The 17644-nt window shown below is 37.1% G+C and carries 16 protein-coding genes; 13 read left to right on the top strand and 3 right to left on the bottom strand.

The features are described from left to right. Nucleotides 1–218: 218 nt before the first annotated feature. On the bottom strand, nt 219–758 hold the full coding sequence (locus ACFIM8_RS03745; RefSeq protein WP_375606632.1) for a flavin reductase: 540 nt from the start codon (nt 756–758) through the stop codon (nt 219–221). 146 nt (nt 759–904) lie between these two features. Here ACFIM8_RS03745 and rpe point away from each other — a divergent pair, with 146 nt between their 5' ends. The 10 genes from rpe to ACFIM8_RS03795 all read left to right on the top strand — a co-directional run bounded on the left by rpe (nt 905) and on the right by ACFIM8_RS03795 (nt 9998). After that, entirely contained in the window at nt 905–1591 is a 687-nt protein-coding gene (gene rpe / locus ACFIM8_RS03750; protein WP_375614533.1) for a ribulose-phosphate 3-epimerase, read from the top strand. Continuing rightward, entirely contained in the window at nt 1591–2898 is a 1308-nt protein-coding gene (gene purB / locus ACFIM8_RS03755) for an adenylosuccinate lyase (RefSeq protein WP_375614559.1), read from the top strand. The genes rpe and purB overlap by 1 nt, the downstream gene beginning before the upstream one ends. Nucleotides 2899–2966: 68 nt before the next feature. Further along, nucleotides 2967–3515, top strand: coding sequence for an RBBP9/YdeN family alpha/beta hydrolase (locus tag ACFIM8_RS03760; protein ID WP_375606634.1), 549 nt, complete (start codon nt 2967–2969; stop codon nt 3513–3515). A gap of 173 nt (nt 3516–3688) precedes the next feature. Further along, on the top strand, nt 3689–4453 hold the full coding sequence (purC, locus tag ACFIM8_RS03765; protein ID WP_375606723.1) for a phosphoribosylaminoimidazolesuccinocarboxamide synthase: 765 nt from the start codon (nt 3689–3691) through the stop codon (nt 4451–4453). 79 nt (nt 4454–4532) lie between these two features. Beyond that, on the top strand, nt 4533–4772 hold the full coding sequence (gene purS / locus ACFIM8_RS03770; protein ID WP_375606635.1) for a phosphoribosylformylglycinamidine synthase subunit PurS: 240 nt from the start codon (nt 4533–4535) through the stop codon (nt 4770–4772). An 11-nt stretch (nt 4773–4783) separates the two neighbouring features. Continuing rightward, nucleotides 4784–5455, top strand: a complete 672-nt coding sequence (gene purQ, locus ACFIM8_RS03775; protein WP_375614534.1) for a phosphoribosylformylglycinamidine synthase subunit PurQ — start codon at nt 4784–4786, stop codon at nt 5453–5455. Between the two features lie 281 nt (nt 5456–5736). Continuing rightward, nucleotides 5737–7947, top strand: a complete 2211-nt coding sequence (gene purL / locus ACFIM8_RS03780; RefSeq protein WP_375614535.1) for a phosphoribosylformylglycinamidine synthase subunit PurL — start codon at nt 5737–5739, stop codon at nt 7945–7947. Between the two features lie 59 nt (nt 7948–8006). Continuing rightward, entirely contained in the window at nt 8007–8240 is a 234-nt protein-coding gene (locus ACFIM8_RS03785; protein WP_375606724.1) for a BolA/IbaG family iron-sulfur metabolism protein, read from the top strand. A gap of 98 nt (nt 8241–8338) precedes the next feature. Then, entirely contained in the window at nt 8339–8671 is a 333-nt protein-coding gene (grxD, locus tag ACFIM8_RS03790) for a Grx4 family monothiol glutaredoxin (RefSeq protein ID WP_375606638.1), read from the top strand. Nucleotides 8672–8741: 70 nt separating this feature from the next. Further along, a complete protein-coding gene (locus ACFIM8_RS03795) occupies nt 8742–9998 on the top strand; it encodes a multidrug effflux MFS transporter (protein WP_375614536.1) in 1257 nt (418 codons plus the stop codon). Nucleotides 9999–10550: 552 nt separating this feature from the next. Here ACFIM8_RS03795 and parC read toward each other — a convergent pair. Further along, on the bottom strand, nt 10551–12800 hold the full coding sequence (gene parC, locus ACFIM8_RS03800; protein WP_375614537.1) for a DNA topoisomerase IV subunit A: 2250 nt from the start codon (nt 12798–12800) through the stop codon (nt 10551–10553). A 797-nt stretch (nt 12801–13597) separates the two neighbouring features. Beyond that, nucleotides 13598–15391, bottom strand: coding sequence for an aspartate--tRNA ligase (gene aspS, locus ACFIM8_RS03805; RefSeq protein WP_375606641.1), 1794 nt, complete (start codon nt 15389–15391; stop codon nt 13598–13600). A 132-nt stretch (nt 15392–15523) separates the two neighbouring features. Between aspS and rnd the strand changes: the two genes are divergently transcribed. The 3 genes from rnd to ACFIM8_RS03820 all read left to right on the top strand — a co-directional run bounded on the left by rnd (nt 15524) and on the right by ACFIM8_RS03820 (nt 17515). After that, nucleotides 15524–16678, top strand: coding sequence for a ribonuclease D (rnd, locus tag ACFIM8_RS03810; RefSeq protein WP_375606642.1), 1155 nt, complete (start codon nt 15524–15526; stop codon nt 16676–16678). Between the two features lie 145 nt (nt 16679–16823). Continuing rightward, complete coding sequence (locus tag ACFIM8_RS03815) at nt 16824–16967, top strand: hypothetical protein (RefSeq protein ID WP_375606643.1); 144 nt, start codon at nt 16824–16826, stop codon at nt 16965–16967. 344 nt (nt 16968–17311) lie between these two features. Continuing rightward, entirely contained in the window at nt 17312–17515 is a 204-nt protein-coding gene (locus ACFIM8_RS03820) for a DNA-binding protein (RefSeq protein WP_375608337.1), read from the top strand. The last annotated feature ends 129 nt before the right edge of the window (nt 17516–17644 follow it).

Here is a 17644-nt window from a genome sequence, read left to right on the forward strand (position 1 = left end):
GACGAATATATTTAAATGTACTGTTTAGGTTTGATCACTTTATTTATGTAGATTGAACTCTTGATTAAATCTCATCCAGAATCATTTTTCTCGCTTATTGAAAAACCTTAAAAAGAAGGAAATCAGATATCAGAGCCATCCCTCCCCTACTCTCTACATTGTTTAAAATCTAAATGAAGCAACAATAAATCATTTCATCAATGCAAAAAATAAAATCTTTATAAAGGCAAAGTGTGATATTCACGTTTCAAATACATCAAAGCATCTTTTTCTTTATTACAGTTAATTGCAACAACCTCACCAATCAAAACACAATGAGTTGCGTGTTCGTGCCAACAAATCAAACGACAATCAAACGACGCTAGAGCGTCTGAAAGACTAGGCGCCCCCGTTTGCAAAGCTCCCCATTGAGCAACATCAAAACGCTCATTTTGTGTAGAATTGCAACGCCTCGAAAAAACATCCGCTAATGAGCGATGTTTTCCTGCCAAGCTATTAACACAAAAATTTCCATTCTCCATAAATACCTGATTCTTTAAATTATGACGCATAAGACAAACAAGAAGGGTTGGAGGATTATCAGATAAAGAACAACACGCCGAAACAGTCACCCCGCGTCTTCCCTTAATACCATTTGTTGTCACAATATGCACAGCTCCTGCAAAAAGACTCATGGCGTCTCGATATTCTTGGGAAGAAACCGCAATAGTATGTTTATGTTGAAGTTCAGGCATCAAATATGTTTTATGATTCGACATATCTTTCACTTATAAAGCTTTAAAATTTCAAGCGATCTTTCCATAAAAAGACCTATAATACATATTTTTTCTTTTCCGTCATAACACAAAAAATATTTGTGTATACACAGCGATATGATAAAAACTGCCAATCTAAGGAGATTTTAATGCCCCATGCTCATCTCATTTCGCCTTCTCTCTTGGCTTCTGATTTTTCTAAACTTGGACAAGAAATGTTAGATGTTATTGATGCTGGTGCAGATTGGCTTCATCTTGATATTATGGATGGGCACTTTGTTCCTAACATCACCTTTGGTCCTGAAATCGTCAAAGCTCTGCGCCCATTAACAAAAGCAATATTTGATGTCCACCTGATGATCGCACCAGTAGACCCTTATTTAGAAGCTTTTGCAAAAGCAGGTTCAGATATTATAACTATTCATGCTGAAGCAGGTCCACATCTTCATCGTTCACTCCAAACAATCAAAAAAATGGGGAAAAAAGCAGGAATCGCACTCAATCCAAGCACCCCTGAACATATGCTTGAATATTTGCTTGATCAATTAGATCTCATTCTCATCATGACGGTCAATCCCGGTTTTGGTGGACAAAGTTTTATTCCAGAAATAAAAGATAAAATTAAGCGCGTTAAAAGCATGATTGCAAACCGCCCTATTGACCTTGAAGTTGATGGTGGTATCACCGTTGATACAATTGGGATAGCTGCAAAAGCTGGTGCAAATGTATTTGTCGCAGGCTCTGCAATTTATAAAGATGGAAATAAAGAGCTTTACAAAACACGTATTAGTGCATTGCGCCAAGCCGCAATCCTCTCACAACAAGGAAAAAAATGATGATCGCACGTTATTCCCGCCCTGCAATGGTAACAATTTGGTCTCCCGAAACAAAATATCGTATTTGGTTTGAAATTGAAGCCCATGCCTGTGATGCCCTTGCTCACTTAGGGATTATTCCGAAAGAAGCCGCCAAAGTCATTTGGGAAAAAGGGGCAGCAGCTAAATTTGATGTCAATCGCATTGATGAAATTGAAGCAATTACCAAACATGATGTTATCGCATTTCTAACCCACCTCGCTGAATTCATTGGACCAGAAGCACGTTTTATCCACCAAGGTATGACATCATCTGATGTTCTCGATACAACGCTGAACATTCAATTGATGCGTGCGAGTGATATTTTGCTAGAGGATATAGATCAACTTCTTGAAGCATTAAAAAGACGTGCTTTTGAGCATAAAGAAACAATCACCATTGGGCGGAGTCATGGCATTCATGCTGAACCGACAACTTTTGGAATCAAGTTTGCTCTTGCATACGCTGAATTTTCCCGTTGTCGCAAACGTCTTCTTGCCGCACGAGAAGAAATTTCTACTTGCGCGATTTCAGGAGCTGTAGGAACTTTTGCTAATATCGATCCACGCGTTGAAGAACATGTAGCAAAAGCCTTGAGGATGCGTGCTGAACCGGTTTCCACCCAAGTAATACCAAGAGATCGTCATGCTATGTTTTTTGCAACACTTGGTGTTATTGCTTCCTCTATTGAAAGGCTAGCAATAGAAATACGCCATTTACAACGAACAGAAGTTCTTGAAGCAGAGGAACATTTCTCACCTGGGCAAAAAGGTTCATCGGCAATGCCTCATAAACGTAATCCAGTTTTAACAGAAAATTTAACTGGACTAGCCCGTATGGTACGTGCATTTGCACTCCCGGCCATGGAAAATGTAGCTCTTTGGCATGAACGTGATATTTCCCATTCATCTGTTGAGCGTTATATTGCTCCAGATGCGACGATTACACTTGATTTTGCTCTTTCTCGCCTCACATCTGTCATTGAAAATCTCATTGTCTATCCAGAAAATATGCAAAAAAATCTCAATAAATTCCGCGGTCTTGTTCACTCACAACGGGTTCTTTTAGCACTCACACAAGCAGGGATTAGTCGTGAAAATTCTTATCGGATTGTACAACGAAATGCGATGAAAGTTTGGGAACAAGGAAAAGATTTTTTAGAAGAACTCCTCAACGACAAAGATGTTACCAAAGCTTTAAGTGAAGAAGAACTTCGCGAAAAATTTGATCTTTCTTACCACACCAAACATATAAATACGATTTTTAAACGTGTTTTTGAAGAACAATAAAGCGACATAGAAAACCAAAATCCATTCCACCTATGATCAAAAATCTGTTGTAACAAAGAAAACAATTCATGAAAGCAAATCAACTCGATATTCTTATTGTTCCTGGCTACAAAGGATCTGGTCCAGATCATTGGCAAACACGCTGGGAAAAAAAATTGTCGACAGCCCGCCGCATTGAACAACTCCATTGGTCAAAGCCTGTTTGTGAAGAGTGGGTTAACAAAGTTAAAACCGCCATCGCAAAAGCTCAAAGGCCTGTTATGCTTATTGCTCATTCATTAGGAGTTCCCAGTGTTATTCATGCAACTGTACAAAATACAGAAAAAATTTGTGGCGCTTTCTTTGTTGCACCTCCAGATGTCGCCAATGAAAAAATACGTCCCAAACATTTAATGACATTTGGCCCCTATCATCGCCAAAAGCTTTCTTTTCCTTCTATTGTCATAGCCAGTCGCAACGATGAGTTTTGTCAATTTTCAGTAGCAGAAAAAATTGCCAATGATTGGGGATCACTCTTTGTTGATGCTGGGTATTCTGGCCATATTAACGCAGAATCCGGACACGGACCTTGGCCTGAAGGGCTTATGGTCCTCTCTCACTTTCTTGCAAAAATTTGATCCAAAAGAGATGATCTTCTTTCTCATCGCTTATGTATCTTCACCTTTGGATAAACGTGTAATGACAAAAATTATAAAAGTATCATAGCAATATCATTGAGAAATTCTATCAATTAGGATAGTATCATTTATCAATGTTATTAAAAACCTCTCAAGATAAATAGAGAATCATGATGAATCGTCGCCACCGTATTTATGAAGGCAAGGCTAAAATTTTATATGAAGGACCTGAACCAGGGACTTATATTCAGTTTTTTAAAGATGATGCAACTGCCTTTAATGCAAAAAAACATGAAATTATCGATGGAAAGGGGGTTTTAAACAACCGAATTTCGGAACATATTTTTAGCCATCTTGGACGTTTGGGCATCCCAACACATTTTATCAAACGTATAAACATGCGCGAACAGCTTATTAAAGCGGTGGAAATCATTCCGTTGGAAGTTGTTGTTCGCAATGTTGCTGCCGGCTCTCTTGCTAAGCGTTTAGGACTGGAAGAAGGAACCCCGCTTCCGCAATCCATCATTGAATTCTACTATAAAAATGATTCTCTCGATGATCCTATGGTAACGGAAGAACATATCACAACTTTTGGGTGGGCTGTCCCACAAGAGATAGAAGATATCATGCAACTTTCAATTCGTATTAATGATTTTCTTTCTGGGCTTTTTGCCGGTGTTAACATCCAATTAATTGATTTTAAAATGGAATTTGGTCGCCTGTGGGAAGATGAAACAATGCGCATTGTTCTTGCTGATGAAATCTCTCCTGATTCTGCACGACTATGGGATATGCACACACAAGAAAAAATGGATAAAGACCGTTTTCGTCGTGATATGGGTGGGCTTATTAATGCCTATCAAGAAGTTGCCAAACGTCTTGGTATTATGAATGAAAATGAACCTACACGACCAAGTGGTCCCGTTCTCGTAAAATAAAAACAAGGTAAAATATTATCACCTTATATAAATACCCCCTCTTCAAAGGAGAGGTTCTTTTAACAACAGGAAGCAAAAAATGAAAGCACGCATTACAGTTACTTTAAGAGAAAGCGTTCTTGATCCACAAGGAGAAGCAATTGTTGGTGCTTTAAAAAGTTTAGCTTTCGAGGGCATTCATTCCATTCGTCAAGGAAAGGTTTTTGATATTGTTCTTGATGATCTACCTTCTGAAAGCGCAAAGAAAAAACTTAACCAGATGTGTGAAGAGTTACTCGTAAATACTGTCATCGAAAATTATACAATCGAACTTCTTTAAGTGGAACGCTCATGAAAACTGCTATCATTCAACTTCCTGGATTAAATCGTGACCGAGATATGATTGCAGCATTACATCATATAACGGGAGTTGAACCACTAAAAATTTGGCAAACAGAAACAACAATTCCAGATGTAGATGTTATTATTATTCCTGGTGGTTTTTCTTATGGCGACTACTTAAGGTGTGGCGCTATTGGAGCGCGAACCCCTATCTTAAAGGCCATTCGTGAAAAAGCACAAGAAGGGACTACAATAATAGGAATCTGTAATGGATTTCAAATTTTGTTGGAAGCTGGATTATTACCCGGTACTTTAATGCGTAACGCTTCTTTAAAATTTGTTTGTCATGAAATCAAACTTGAAGTCGTCAACGCCAAGACAAAATTTTCTCGATATTATTCTAAAGGACAAATTATTCGTTGTCCCGTTGCCCATCACGATGGGAATTATTTTGTTGATAGTGAAACATTAAAACAAATGGAAGATAATCAACAAATTGTTTTTCGTTATACAGAAAATACAAATCCTAATGGCTCAATAAAAGATATTGCTGGTATTGTTAATAAAGCTGGTAATATTCTTGGTATGATGCCTCATCCTGAAAACTTTATTGAACCCGCTCATGGAGGTGTTGACGGTCGTTTACTTTTTCAAAGTGCTTTAGAGTTAGCAAATGGATGATGCCGCAAAATTCTTGTGCTCCATAATTATAAAAAACAAAGGTCTATATCTTGCGTCGTAAATCCATGAACGGAATTATTCACAAACAACAATGGACATTATTTTCTAAATACATAATTATTTAAGATTGTTTTTGGTCTTAAATCCCATCAAACAAACGAATAAAATCTTCAGCTTACGGTCTATGAATATTTTTATTATTAAACAACATTATTGCTTATAATAGCTGCTAGATAGAAACTAAAATGCTAAATTTCAGTTAATTTAACGGATAAATACTCATGAAGCCTTGCGATAACATCACTATTACACCAGAGCTCATTGCACAACACGGGCTAAAAGAAGATGAATATCAACGTATCCTGACGTTAATCGGTAGAGAGCCAACATTTACTGAACTAGGAATTTTTTCTGCAATGTGGAACGAACATTGTTCTTATAAATCCTCTAAAAAATGGCTAAAAACTCTTCCAACAGAAGGAAAGTGTGTCATTCAAGGGCCTGGTGAAAATGCTGGCGTTGTTGATATTGGTGAAGGGGAATGTGTGGTTTTTAAAATGGAAAGCCATAACCATCCTTCTTATATTGAACCTTATCAAGGTGCAGCAACAGGTGTTGGTGGTATTTTACGTGATGTCTTCACAATGGGAGCCCGTCCTGTCGCCGCTATGAATGCATTGCGATTTGGCGCTCCTGATCATCCACGAACACGCCATCTTGTTTCCGGTGTTGTTTCTGGTATTGGTGGTTACAGCAATGCTTTTGGCGTTCCAACGGTTGGTGGAGAAGTAAATTTTGATGAGCGTTATAATGGCAATATCCTTGTTAACGCCTTTGTAGCCGGTATTGCAAAGACAGACGCCCTTTTTTATTCTAAAGCGCAAGGCATCGGACTCCCTGTTGTTTATCTTGGGGCAAAAACAGGGCGAGATGGTGTCGGTGGAGCAACAATGGCTTCTGCTGAATTCGATGATTCAATCAGTGAAAAACGTCCAACCGTTCAAGTCGGTGATCCTTTTACAGAAAAGTGTCTTCTTGAAGCATGTTTAGAGCTCATGGAACTTGGAGCTGTGGTTGCTATTCAAGATATGGGAGCTGCAGGTCTCACCTCTTCTGCCGTTGAAATGGGTGCAAAAGGCAATCTAGGAATACAGCTTAATCTTGATGCAGTTCCCGTTCGTGAAGAAAACATGACAGCCTATGAAATGATGCTTTCTGAAAGCCAAGAGCGTATGCTCATGGTTCTTAAACCAGAGTTAGAAAAGAAAGCAGCAGCAATTTTTCATAAATGGGGGCTCCATTTTTCTATTATTGGAAAAACAACCAATGATCTACGTTTCCGTGTATTTCATCAAGGGAAAGAAGTTGTTAATCTTCCCATCAAAGAACTTGGTGATGAAGCACCTGTTTATGACCGTCCTTGGAGTGAACCTGCAAAAAAAACACTCCTGAAAACAGAAGACGTCAAAAAAGTTAACAATCTTGGTGATGCGCTTTTGAGCTTATTGAATTCTGCTGATCAAAGTTCACGACGATGGATTTATGAACAATATGATACCCTTATCCAAGGAAATAGCCTTATCCGCCCAGGAGGCGATGCAGGCGTTATCCGTGTAGGCAACAATAGCAAACGTGCTCTTGCTTTTTCTTCTGATGTAACACCTCGCTATTGTGAAGCAGACCCTTATGAGGGAGGAAAACAAGCTGTCGCAGAATGTTGGCGAAATATTAGTACGACAGGTGCAACGCCGTTGGCTGCTACAGATAATCTCAATTTTGGTAACCCTGAAAAACCTGAAATTATGGGACAACTGGTCTTGGCTATTAAAGGGATAGGGGAAGCTTGTAGAATCCTCGATTTCCCTATCGTTTCAGGCAATGTTTCTCTTTACAACGAAACAAATGGAGAAGCTATTCTTCCAACCCCTACAATTGCTGGTGTAGGACTTCTTGGTGATTGGTCTAAAATGGTAACAATAAAGGGGATGCAAAATGGAGATTATATTGTTTTAGTGGGAGATTGCGGTTCTCATTTAGGACAATCAATCTATGCGCGAAACATTTTAAATATTGATGCAGGTGCCCCCCCTCACGTAGATTTACAACTTGAAAAAAAGCATGGTCAATTTGTTCGAGATGTCATACATCGTGGTTTTGTTCACGCCGCCCATGATCTTTCTGATGGAGGATTAGCGATTGCGCTTGCAGAAATGGTCATTAAAGCAGGTAAAGGGATCAAAACAAAATTAAGCAACCAATCACCAGAACATGCAGAACTTTTTGGAGAAGACCAAGGACGTTATCTTTTAGCAGTCAAACCTGAAGCACTCAATAGCCTTAAAGAGCTCGCACAAATAAGTGCAGTTTCTTTAATAGAGCTAGGTAACGTTGCAGGTGATGCACTTGATATAGATGGAATACTAAAACTTTCTATAGACAAACTCACAAAAGCCTATGAAAACTGGTTTCCACAATTTATGGGTGAAGAGTAAAAATTGTTTTTTCTCTTAAACAGCCTTTATAAAAAAATGAATAACATAGGAGAATAATGATGGCGATGAGTGCCCATGCAATTGAAACGCTTATTCGTGAAAGTATTCCTGATGCTATTGTAATAGTTCGTGATCTTGCTGGAGATGGAGAACATTATGCTGCAGAAGTTATTTCTGAAAGTTTTCGTGGTAAAACCCGTGTTCAACAACATAAAATGGTTTATGATGCCCTTAAAGGCAATATGGGAAATGACCTTCATGCCTTAATGTTGCAAACAAATATTCCAAAATAATCTAAAATTTCTTCTTGCATTCACACATTTAATACGATTAAAAACAGTATGAATATAAATTACACACTGATAAAAATCTGAAATATCGAGGGATAAAAATGACCACTGTTCATGATTTTATTGACAACGAGATTAAAACAAACGACGTCATTTTATTCATGAAAGGAACACCTGACGCTCCGCAATGCGGGTTTTCAGGACAAGTTGTTCAAATCCTTGATTATTTAGGATTGAATTATAAAGGGATTAATATCTTAACTTCTAACGAATTGCGTCAAGGGATTAAAGATTACTCGAATTGGCCAACAATTCCACAGCTTTATATCAAAGGTGAATTTATCGGAGGCTGTGATATTGTTAAAGAGATGTTTCAAAACAATGAGTTACAAGAGCTTTTGAAAGAAAAAAATATTCCCTGTAATCAATCATAGGTATCTTGTATTTTATTCAGACTCTTAAAAAGAGCTGTTTTCAGAAGAAATTTTATTTCAAGGATGCCATATGTCATATTCAGTCGATGAAGAAACGCATAGTAATGCGATTAGAAAAAGAATTGGCTATAAAGAATTTGTTATCCTTATTGCTTCTCTCATGGCTATTAACGCTATAGCTGTTGATATTATGCTGCCAGCTATGCCCAACATTTTGGACGGCTTAAATGTTCTTAATGAAAATGATCAACATTATATCATTTCGAGTTATCTTATTAGCTATGGTATTGCTCAAATATTTTTCGGTCCCATAAGCGATCGGTATGGACGACGTAAACTTATCCTTATTGGTCTTGCTTTTTATTCATTTACGGCGATTGGCTGTGCCTTTGTAACTGATTTTTCTCTCTTACTTATTTTGCGTATCTTGCAAGGTATTGGAGGAGCTGCTATGCGGGTTCTTACAGTTTCCGTCGTACGTGATCTTTACAGTGGTAGAAAAATGGCAGAAGTTATGTCTATTGTTATGATGGTTTTTCTTGTTGCACCAATGGTTGGTCCCGCAACAGGACAGATCATTTTACTACTCGGACATTGGCAATATATTTTTATTTTCATGGCAATGATTGGTTTCGGGCTGATGATTTGGATTCAATTCCGCTTGCCTGAAACACTTCATGAACAACGCCCTCTTTCCTTTTCTTCAGTCAAACAGAATTTATGGATTGTTGTGACAAATCGTACAACACTTTGCTATACACTTGCAACTTCTATCATTTTAGGGTGCATTTTTATTGCTGTTAATACATCACAACAAACCTATGAAGGAATTTATAACTTAGGCTTTTGGTTTCCTATCGCATTTGCCATCGGTGCTGCATTTCAGGCTTTCTCATCATTCATGAATTCTCGACTTGTCGGACGTCTTGGAATGAGACGTATTGCTCATACTATGCTTTTGCTCTTTTGTGCCACTTCATGCATTTGGTTTATTGGCTCCATCTTAGCAGGTGGTGTTATCCCTTTTCTTTTTTATATGACGTTATATTGTATATTAATGTTTACCTGTGGTGGCATTATGGCCAATTTCAATACACTCGCTCTCGAATCTGTAGGCGAAATTGCTGGAACAGCATCTTCTGTATCCGGCTTTCTTCAAACATCTATCGGTGCAGGACTTAGCTTTTTTATTGCCCAACAATTTGATGAAACAACCATCCCAAACTCAGCAGGATTTTTCTTTCTGAGCCTCACTGCCATACTTCTTGTTTTATGGGCTGAACGTGGTCATCTTTTTAGGCAATATCATAATAACCCTAACGAATAAAGACTGCTTTATGAGACAATTAATAATATCTCTTTTGAACAATAAGGAAATGCCTATAATATAAAATAGGACACTCTTGTGCTGAACGTTCACATGTTTGTTTTAAAAATAAACTTCTCAAATCATTTCACGACAACATTCATGAATGATATAAGGTTAAAAAAACAGTGAACTGTATAAAATCATTGAAAAGCAGTATCTTTACTTAATAAAGACGCAAATCGTCATCATAATACTATTCCCAGTTTTTAAAAATATAATCACTGACAAAAAACAAACATACCTATTGTTGCAACAGCTCTTATATTTCAAACGGTCTATAAGAAATATTTTTATTCTTTTCTTCAATAGTTTTTATGCACACAATCCCCCCCTCATCTTATGACATGCAAGCAAATATTTTTTACTGATTTAACCTAAACAAGACAAAAATTAAGAAAAAAACTCACACTTTAGGTCTTTCTTTCAATATAAAAGTGATACGTTATCTTTATAAATCAATATATTGCATATCATAAAGTCATACGGCACTTTCCCGTTTATAAAATAAATTTAATTGATAAATTTTCCCGATTTTGGAAATCCCCTTGGAACCAAACGCCCGACGCCCGCACGCGTTCCCATCCATTCAATGAGATCATCAGCTTGGCGGTTAAAGATTCGATCAGCTGTATCTTGCCAACTTAAACCTTCTGATAAATTAAAAGTTTTGGCATCAACAATGCCACCCTCTTTGTAACGCTGTAAACGAACACCTTTACCACGATTCATTTCTGGTATTTGTTCAATAGAAAAAATAAGCATTTTACGGTTTTCACCGACCACAGCAACATGATCACCATTTACCGGAACACAAAGTTTCACCTTATCAGGAGATTTGACATTCATCACTTGCTTTCCTTTTCGTGTATTGGCGATCACTTCTGAAGCAAGGACAATAAAGCCATTTCCATGAGACGAAACCAAGAGCAATTTTCCCTCTGCATAATGCACAAAAGCTGTAAAAATATCGTGCTCATCGTCCATATCAACTAAAAGACGAATAGGTTCACCATGTCCCCGCCCTCCAGGTAAACTATTTGCACCAATAGCAAAAAACTTTCCCCCCGTACTGATCAGCACAATCTTGTCGGTCGTAAATGCTGGAAAGGCTAACTTTAAACTGTCTCCTTCTTTAAAAGAAAGTGCTTTATAATCGTTTAAATGCCCCTTTAAAGCACGCACCCACCCCTTTTCAGAAATAACAATAGTAACCGGTTCTTTTTCGATCATTGCTTGTTGAATATCATCAAGATCATGTCTTGGTGCCTCTTCAAACGTCGTACGTCTTTTCCCCAAGAGTGTTTCAGGACCAAAAGTGTTTCGAACTTTTTTGATTTCTTCTGAAATTATTTTCCACTGTTTTATAGGAGAAGCTAACAAATTCTTTAGCTTTTCTTTTTCAGCTTTCAAACTTTCAAATTCCTTACGAATTTCAAATTCCTCAAGCTTACGTAAAGAGCGCAAGCGCATATTAAGAATAGCTTCTGCTTGATTTTCTGTTAATTCAAAACGACTGATAAGCTGCTTTTTAGGTTCATCCTCTTCACGAATAATCTTAATGACCTCATCGAGATTTAAATAGGCAATAAGATATCCATGGAGAATTTCCAATCGGCTATCGATTTGATCAAGCCGATAATGAGAGCGACGAATAAGCACTTCTTGACGATGTTCAAGCCATTGATGCAAACTTTCTCGCAAAGAAAGGACATTGGGTATTTTTCCCAAAGACAAAACATTCAGATTAAGGGGAAATCTTACTTCAAAGTCAGTCAACTTAAAAAGAGACTCCATAAGGAGCTCCGGATCAACCGACCGATTTTTAGGAACCAGCACGATTCTGATATCTTCTGCTGATTCATCTTGGATATCCTCAAGCATTGGTAATCGCCGAGCAAGCAGTAACTCTGCTGTTTTTTCAATAAGACGTGACTTTTGAATCTGATAGGGAATTTCAGTCACCACAATCACATAAGAACCACGGCTACCAGATTCCTGATGCCAACGTGAACGCAAGCGAAAAAAACCCCGACCAATACGATAAGATTCCTCAATACTCTTTTTAGGCTCAACTAAAATGCCACCAGTTGGAAAATCAGGACCAAGAACGAACTGATTTAATTCCTCATCATGTGCATCGGGATGTGCAATTAAATGGAGCGCCGCATCACAAAGCTCAGCAACATTATGGGGTGGAATAGATGTTGCCATACCAACAGCAATCCCTGATGAACCATTTGCTAAAAGATTAGGAAAAGCCCCAGGCAAAACAACAGGCTCTTCATCTTCCTCATTATAAGTTAAACGAAAATCAATGGCGTTTTCATTAATACCTTCAAGCAACAATGCTGCCACTTCAGTCATCCGTGCTTCCGTATAACGCATGGCAGCAGCATTATCACCATCAATATTGCCAAAATTGCCTTGTCCATCAACCAACGGATAACGAACTGCAAAACTTTGAGCCAAGCGCACCAAAGCATCATAAATAGATGCATCCCCATGAGGATGAAATTTTCCCATGACATCACCGACAATCCGCGCACATTTCGCATAAGACTGTCCAGGATTTAGTTTGAGAAGCCGCATCGCGTGAACAATCCGCCGATGGACAGGCTTCAACCCATCACGCACATCAGGCAATGCACGGTGCGTAATCGTAGAAAGCGCATAAGCCAAATAACGTTCCTGTAAAGCAGAACGTAATTCTATTGGCTCAATATGTTCTTTATCAAAAGGTAAATTCATTTTATCAGACATAATATTAGAACAAAAGTTCCCACAATAATAAAAAGTTATTTTATAGGATTTATTTAAAACAACCCTTTATGAGTCGACTTTTTTATTAAAAGTCAACGACATAAAAATAAGTGCTGCAATTAAAACATGAACAGAAAATTATATCAATTTGAAAAATTTATACATGTTCTTCCCTCTTGTCCTAAGCAGTATATGAAAATACTTCATACATTATCGAAAACTTTTTAAATATCCTCTTTAAGTGATAAATAACAAAGAAAGTAAATCATTTTTTCAGTGTTAAATAGAGAAACTGACATTTTCAAAATAAATAATATATTGATATATAAAGATAATTAATTTTTTTACAACTTAAATGAAACTCCAGAATATTGTAGAATTCTCTCATTTCTTACAATCAATCAATCACAAACATTTCCCCGCTTATCATAAGCGGAAAAGCTTCTATATGAAGAAAGGAAGAAAAATACCTCTTATAAACCCATTTGCTTACAAGAACTATCAATAATTGAAATCTAGAAAGTAAAACGGTGATTATTAGTAAAGATAGTGCTACACAACGATTTTTATATCACTCATGAGGCTTTTATAGTTATACCTTTCATACGAAAAAGCATCGTAAAACACAATTGACAGCATTGAGAGATATTTTTTTAAAAATAATACCCTCATAAAAAATCAAAACAACAGCATTTTTTGTTTATCTCAATTTTTACAAATAGTACACACACTGACCCCATAGAGAAGCATCAACGCTTCACTTTATGTAGAAAGATGACAACAATCCACAACCAACTTTATGAACTATTTTTATGAGTAGGAGCCATGCGGATTCCTAAATCACGTAATTGTGTAGGAGAAACCTCAGACGGAGCACTCATCAAAAGATCAAGTGCTTGTTGATTCATAGGGAATAAAGCAACTTCACGCAAATTTTTAACACCTTGCAACAGCATAATGATGCGGTCGATTCCCGCAGCCATGCCACCATGTGGCGGAGCCCCATAATGGAATGCACGATAAAGACCACCGAAACGATCTTTCACAACTTCCTTAGAAAGTCCTACAAGTTCAAAAACTTTAAGCATCATTTCTGGTAAGTGATTACGAATTCCACCTGATGCAATTTCATAACCATTGCAAACAAGATCATATTGAAAAGCTTTAATAGTAAGAGGATCTTGACAGGCAAGGGCATTTTCTCCCCCTTGAGGCATGGAAAAAGGATTATGTCCAAAATCAATCTTTTTTTCATCTTCATTCCATTCAAAAAATGGAAAATCAACAATCCACGCCAAAGAGAAACTATCTCTATCAAGAAGATCTAATTCTTCCCCTACCTTTGTGCGTGCTGCTCCAGCAAAAGATGCGAATTTTTTAGGGTCTCCAGCTACAAAAAAACAGGCATCCCCACTTTCAAGCCCAAGCTGTATACGGATTGCTTCAGTCCTCTGTTCACCAATATTTTTGGCGATAGGCCCTGCTCCTTCAAATTTTCCTTCTTCTTCACGCCAGAAAATATAGCCAAGTCCTGGTTGCCCCTCGCCTTGTGCCCATACATTCATACGATCACAAAAAGCACGACTTCCACCCGTTTTAGCTGGAATAGCCCACACTTGTGCATTCTCATCATTCGCTAAAATTTGAGCAAAGACTTTGAAACCAGAATTATAAAAATGCTGAGAAACATCTTCCATAATGATCGGATTACGCAAATCAGGCTTATCAGAACCATATTTTCGCATTGCTTCATCATAAGAAATGCGAGGAAAGCTTTGTGTCACAGTTTTTCCATCCGCAAATTCTTCAAAAATAGAACGCATAATAGGTTCCATAGTTGCTAAAACATCTTCTTGCTCAACAAAACTCATTTCAACATCTAATTGATAAAATTCACCAGGAAGACGGTCGGCCCTTGGATCTTCATCTCTAAAACATGGAGCAATCTGAAAATAACGATCAAAACCTGACATCATCAACAATTGTTTATATTGCTGTGGCGCTTGCGGTAACGCATAAAATTTTCCCTGATGAACACGACTTGGAACTAAAAAATCACGCGCCCCTTCCGGCGATGAAGCTGTCAAAAGTGGCGTCGTAAATTCCGTAAAACCATTATTTTGCATAGCCCGTCTCATAGCTGCAATAATTTCAGTCCGACGCATGATATTTTTGTGCATAGTCTCCCGACGCAAATCAAGAAAACGATATTTTAATCGAATATCTTCTGGATAATCAGGCTCACCAAAAACCGGTAAAGGAAGCTCATCAGATTTTGAAAGAATTTCTACCTCTTGTGCAAAAATTTCAATCTCACCTGTTGGAAGCGTTGCATTAATAACCTCATCAGAACGAGCACATACCTCCCCATCCACACGAATAACCCATTCAGAACGCACTTTTTCAATAGCTTTAAAAGCTGGTGAAGCAGGGTCAGCAACAATTTGTGTGATTCCAAAATGATCACGTAAATCCACAAAAAGAATCCCTCCATGATCACGAACACGATGAACCCATCCTGAAAGACGAACTTGTGTTCCTACATCACATCTACGAAGAGCCGCACAATGATGACTGCGATAACGGTGCATGTTTTTTGCCTTTGATTATAATATTCACATGCGCTACAAACGCTTTTTAATAACCATTTGTCAAGATATGAGAATAAAAACTCAGAAATAAAGTCAATAAAGCACAAATTTAATTTATCGAATTATAATAAAATGATGAATCTTATTACAAAAACAACAGATCTTAAAATTGCACTTAACGCTCTACGTACCTCTGATTTTGTAACTGTCGATACTGAGTTTATCCGCGAAACAACTTTTTGGCCTCAACTGTGTTTAATCCAGCTCGCATCACCAGATGTCACAGTTTTGATTGATCCCATAGCACCAGATATTGATTTACAACCATTTTTTGACCTTATGGTCGATAAAAAAGTTGTAAAAGTTTTTCATGCTGCGCGCCAAGATATTGAAACAATTTATCACCTTGGAGGTGTTATTCCTTCCCCTCTCTTTGATACGCAAATAGCAGGATCAATTTGTGGATTTGGTGATTCTATCTCCTATGATCAAATTGTACAACGCTGCACAGGGCATCATCTTGATAAATCCTCCCGCTTTACAGACTGGAGTTGCCGACCTTTATCTGAAAAACAACTGCTCTACGCACTTGCCGATGTAACTTACTTAAGAGATGTTTACCTGTTATTGAAAAAACGGTTAGAAAAAAATCAACGTGCTCACTGGATGGACGATGAAATAACAATCCTTTTAAATCCTAAAACCTATGACATGCCAGAAGATGAAGCATGGAAAAAAGTGAAAGGACAAATTAAAAAGCCACGTGAACTTGCTGTATTACAAAAGATAGCAGCTTGGCGTGAACGTGAAGCACGAAAATACAATATGCCACGTCGTCATATTATAAAAGATGAATGTCTTATAGAAATAGCAATCCAACAACCAAAAGATGAATCTGCATTAAAACGGTTACGCAGTCTTAATAAGAATTGGGATAAATTCTCAATTGCTCAATCATTAATCAAAGCTGTCCACGAAGGATTAGAGGTGGATCTTTCCACTTTACCCCCCATTCCTAAACATAATCCACTCAATGATACGACAGCCGCTGTTATCGATCTGCTCAAAGTGTTATTAAAAATTGTTGCAAATGAAAACAGCATTGCCCCTAAAATTATTGCAACATCTAATGATTTAGAAAAAATTGCCAATGGAGGAATAAAGAAAAATATTCCCGCTATGAATGGCTGGCGCTATGAAATATTTGGTCAAAAAGCCGAACAACTGCTAAAGGGCCAGATAGGTTTTTACTTTCACGATGGGAAAATAAGCACAAAACAGCTTTAATTTACATTTACATTTTTATTTTAAAAAATCCATTACGCTACTCATTATCTACATCAATTGGTATGCCCTATAGGCCAATGCAAACAGGATAAATAAAGCCTACTTCTGATAAAGTTAAAAAATTAAATAGTGAACTCTTATTAAAATGACAGCTAAATCTTTATCATTTCAATCAAATAGCAATCCTATTAAAAATAATCTAAAAAAACAGACAGCCCCTTATTTAAAAGCTTTAAAAAGAAAAAGCTCTGATAATAAAAGCGCATTCATTACAAAAATAGCAGCCTAGCAATAGGAAAAAACAAAGATATAATGCCTCACGTCACCATATCGTATAAAAAAACTACCGAGATTGCAATCTAACAATCAAAAACGAGCCAGCATAACAACTAAAATACCTAACAAAGACAATATATTGATTTATAAAGATAATCTAGCGTTATTTATATTGAATTAGAACTCCGAATATCGTAGGATTCTCTCATTTTATCTCAATAAGAATCATAAAGTATCACATAAGAAATTATATGATAAAGCGCTGTTTTTTATAGATTAAGCATCTTACACAGGATTCAAAAATATGATTAATAAATAGTTATGATTTGTTTCTATTTTTTATAGTGAAAGGATTTTATAAAGTCAGAAAATGATATTCTTTTGCCAAACCGTGAAAGTGCAAAATTACTTCATATAAGTGGTTCAACATTCCGGCGTCATATAACCAATGGATCTCTCCAAAAATCTTTAAAATTTGTTTTTTTATCGCGTTGGCTACAATCAAATCTTATCAATATAATCAAGAAAGCTAAACAGAAACGTTATAACGACGCAGCATAAAAAGAAAACCTTGTCACGTAAGGACGGACAAGGCTTTTATTTTTACATGAAGCTTATGAAATGCAAATCACATCCTGTGACGCAAATAACAGAATAAAAAATTATATTTTCTTTTATGAATGCTCAGGG

This window comes from Bartonella sp. AC535YNZD, assembly GCF_042196625.1.
In the GTDB taxonomy this organism is placed as follows: Bacteria; Pseudomonadota; Alphaproteobacteria; order Rhizobiales; family Rhizobiaceae; genus Bartonella.

Excerpts from the sequence above, each read along its gene's own strand:
- ACFIM8_RS03760 (WP_375606634.1), top strand. The coding sequence starts at position 2,967 with ATGAAAGCAAATCAACTCGATATTCTTATTGTTCCTGGCTACAAAGGA.
- ACFIM8_RS03785 (WP_375606724.1), top strand. The coding sequence starts at position 8,007 with ATGGCGATGAGTGCCCATGCAATTGAAACGCTTATTCGTGAAAGTATT.
- ACFIM8_RS03795 (WP_375614536.1), top strand. The coding sequence starts at position 8,742 with ATGTCATATTCAGTCGATGAAGAAACGCATAGTAATGCGATTAGAAAA.
- rpe (WP_375614533.1), top strand. The coding sequence starts at position 905 with ATGCCCCATGCTCATCTCATTTCGCCTTCTCTCTTGGCTTCTGATTTT.
- aspS (WP_375606641.1), bottom strand. The coding sequence starts at position 15,391 with ATGCACCGTTATCGCAGTCATCATTGTGCGGCTCTTCGTAGATGTGAT.
- purS (WP_375606635.1), top strand. The coding sequence starts at position 4,533 with ATGAAAGCACGCATTACAGTTACTTTAAGAGAAAGCGTTCTTGATCCA.
- purB (WP_375614559.1), top strand. The coding sequence starts at position 1,591 with ATGATCGCACGTTATTCCCGCCCTGCAATGGTAACAATTTGGTCTCCC.
- parC (WP_375614537.1), bottom strand. The coding sequence starts at position 12,800 with ATGTCTGATAAAATGAATTTACCTTTTGATAAAGAACATATTGAGCCA.
- grxD (WP_375606638.1), top strand. The coding sequence starts at position 8,339 with ATGACCACTGTTCATGATTTTATTGACAACGAGATTAAAACAAACGAC.
- purL (WP_375614535.1), top strand. The coding sequence starts at position 5,737 with ATGAAGCCTTGCGATAACATCACTATTACACCAGAGCTCATTGCACAA.
- ACFIM8_RS03815 (WP_375606643.1), top strand. The coding sequence starts at position 16,824 with ATGACAGCTAAATCTTTATCATTTCAATCAAATAGCAATCCTATTAAA.
- rnd (WP_375606642.1), top strand. The coding sequence starts at position 15,524 with ATGATGAATCTTATTACAAAAACAACAGATCTTAAAATTGCACTTAAC.
- ACFIM8_RS03745 (WP_375606632.1), bottom strand. The coding sequence starts at position 758 with ATGTCGAATCATAAAACATATTTGATGCCTGAACTTCAACATAAACAT.
- purC (WP_375606723.1), top strand. The coding sequence starts at position 3,689 with ATGAATCGTCGCCACCGTATTTATGAAGGCAAGGCTAAAATTTTATAT.
- purQ (WP_375614534.1), top strand. The coding sequence starts at position 4,784 with ATGAAAACTGCTATCATTCAACTTCCTGGATTAAATCGTGACCGAGAT.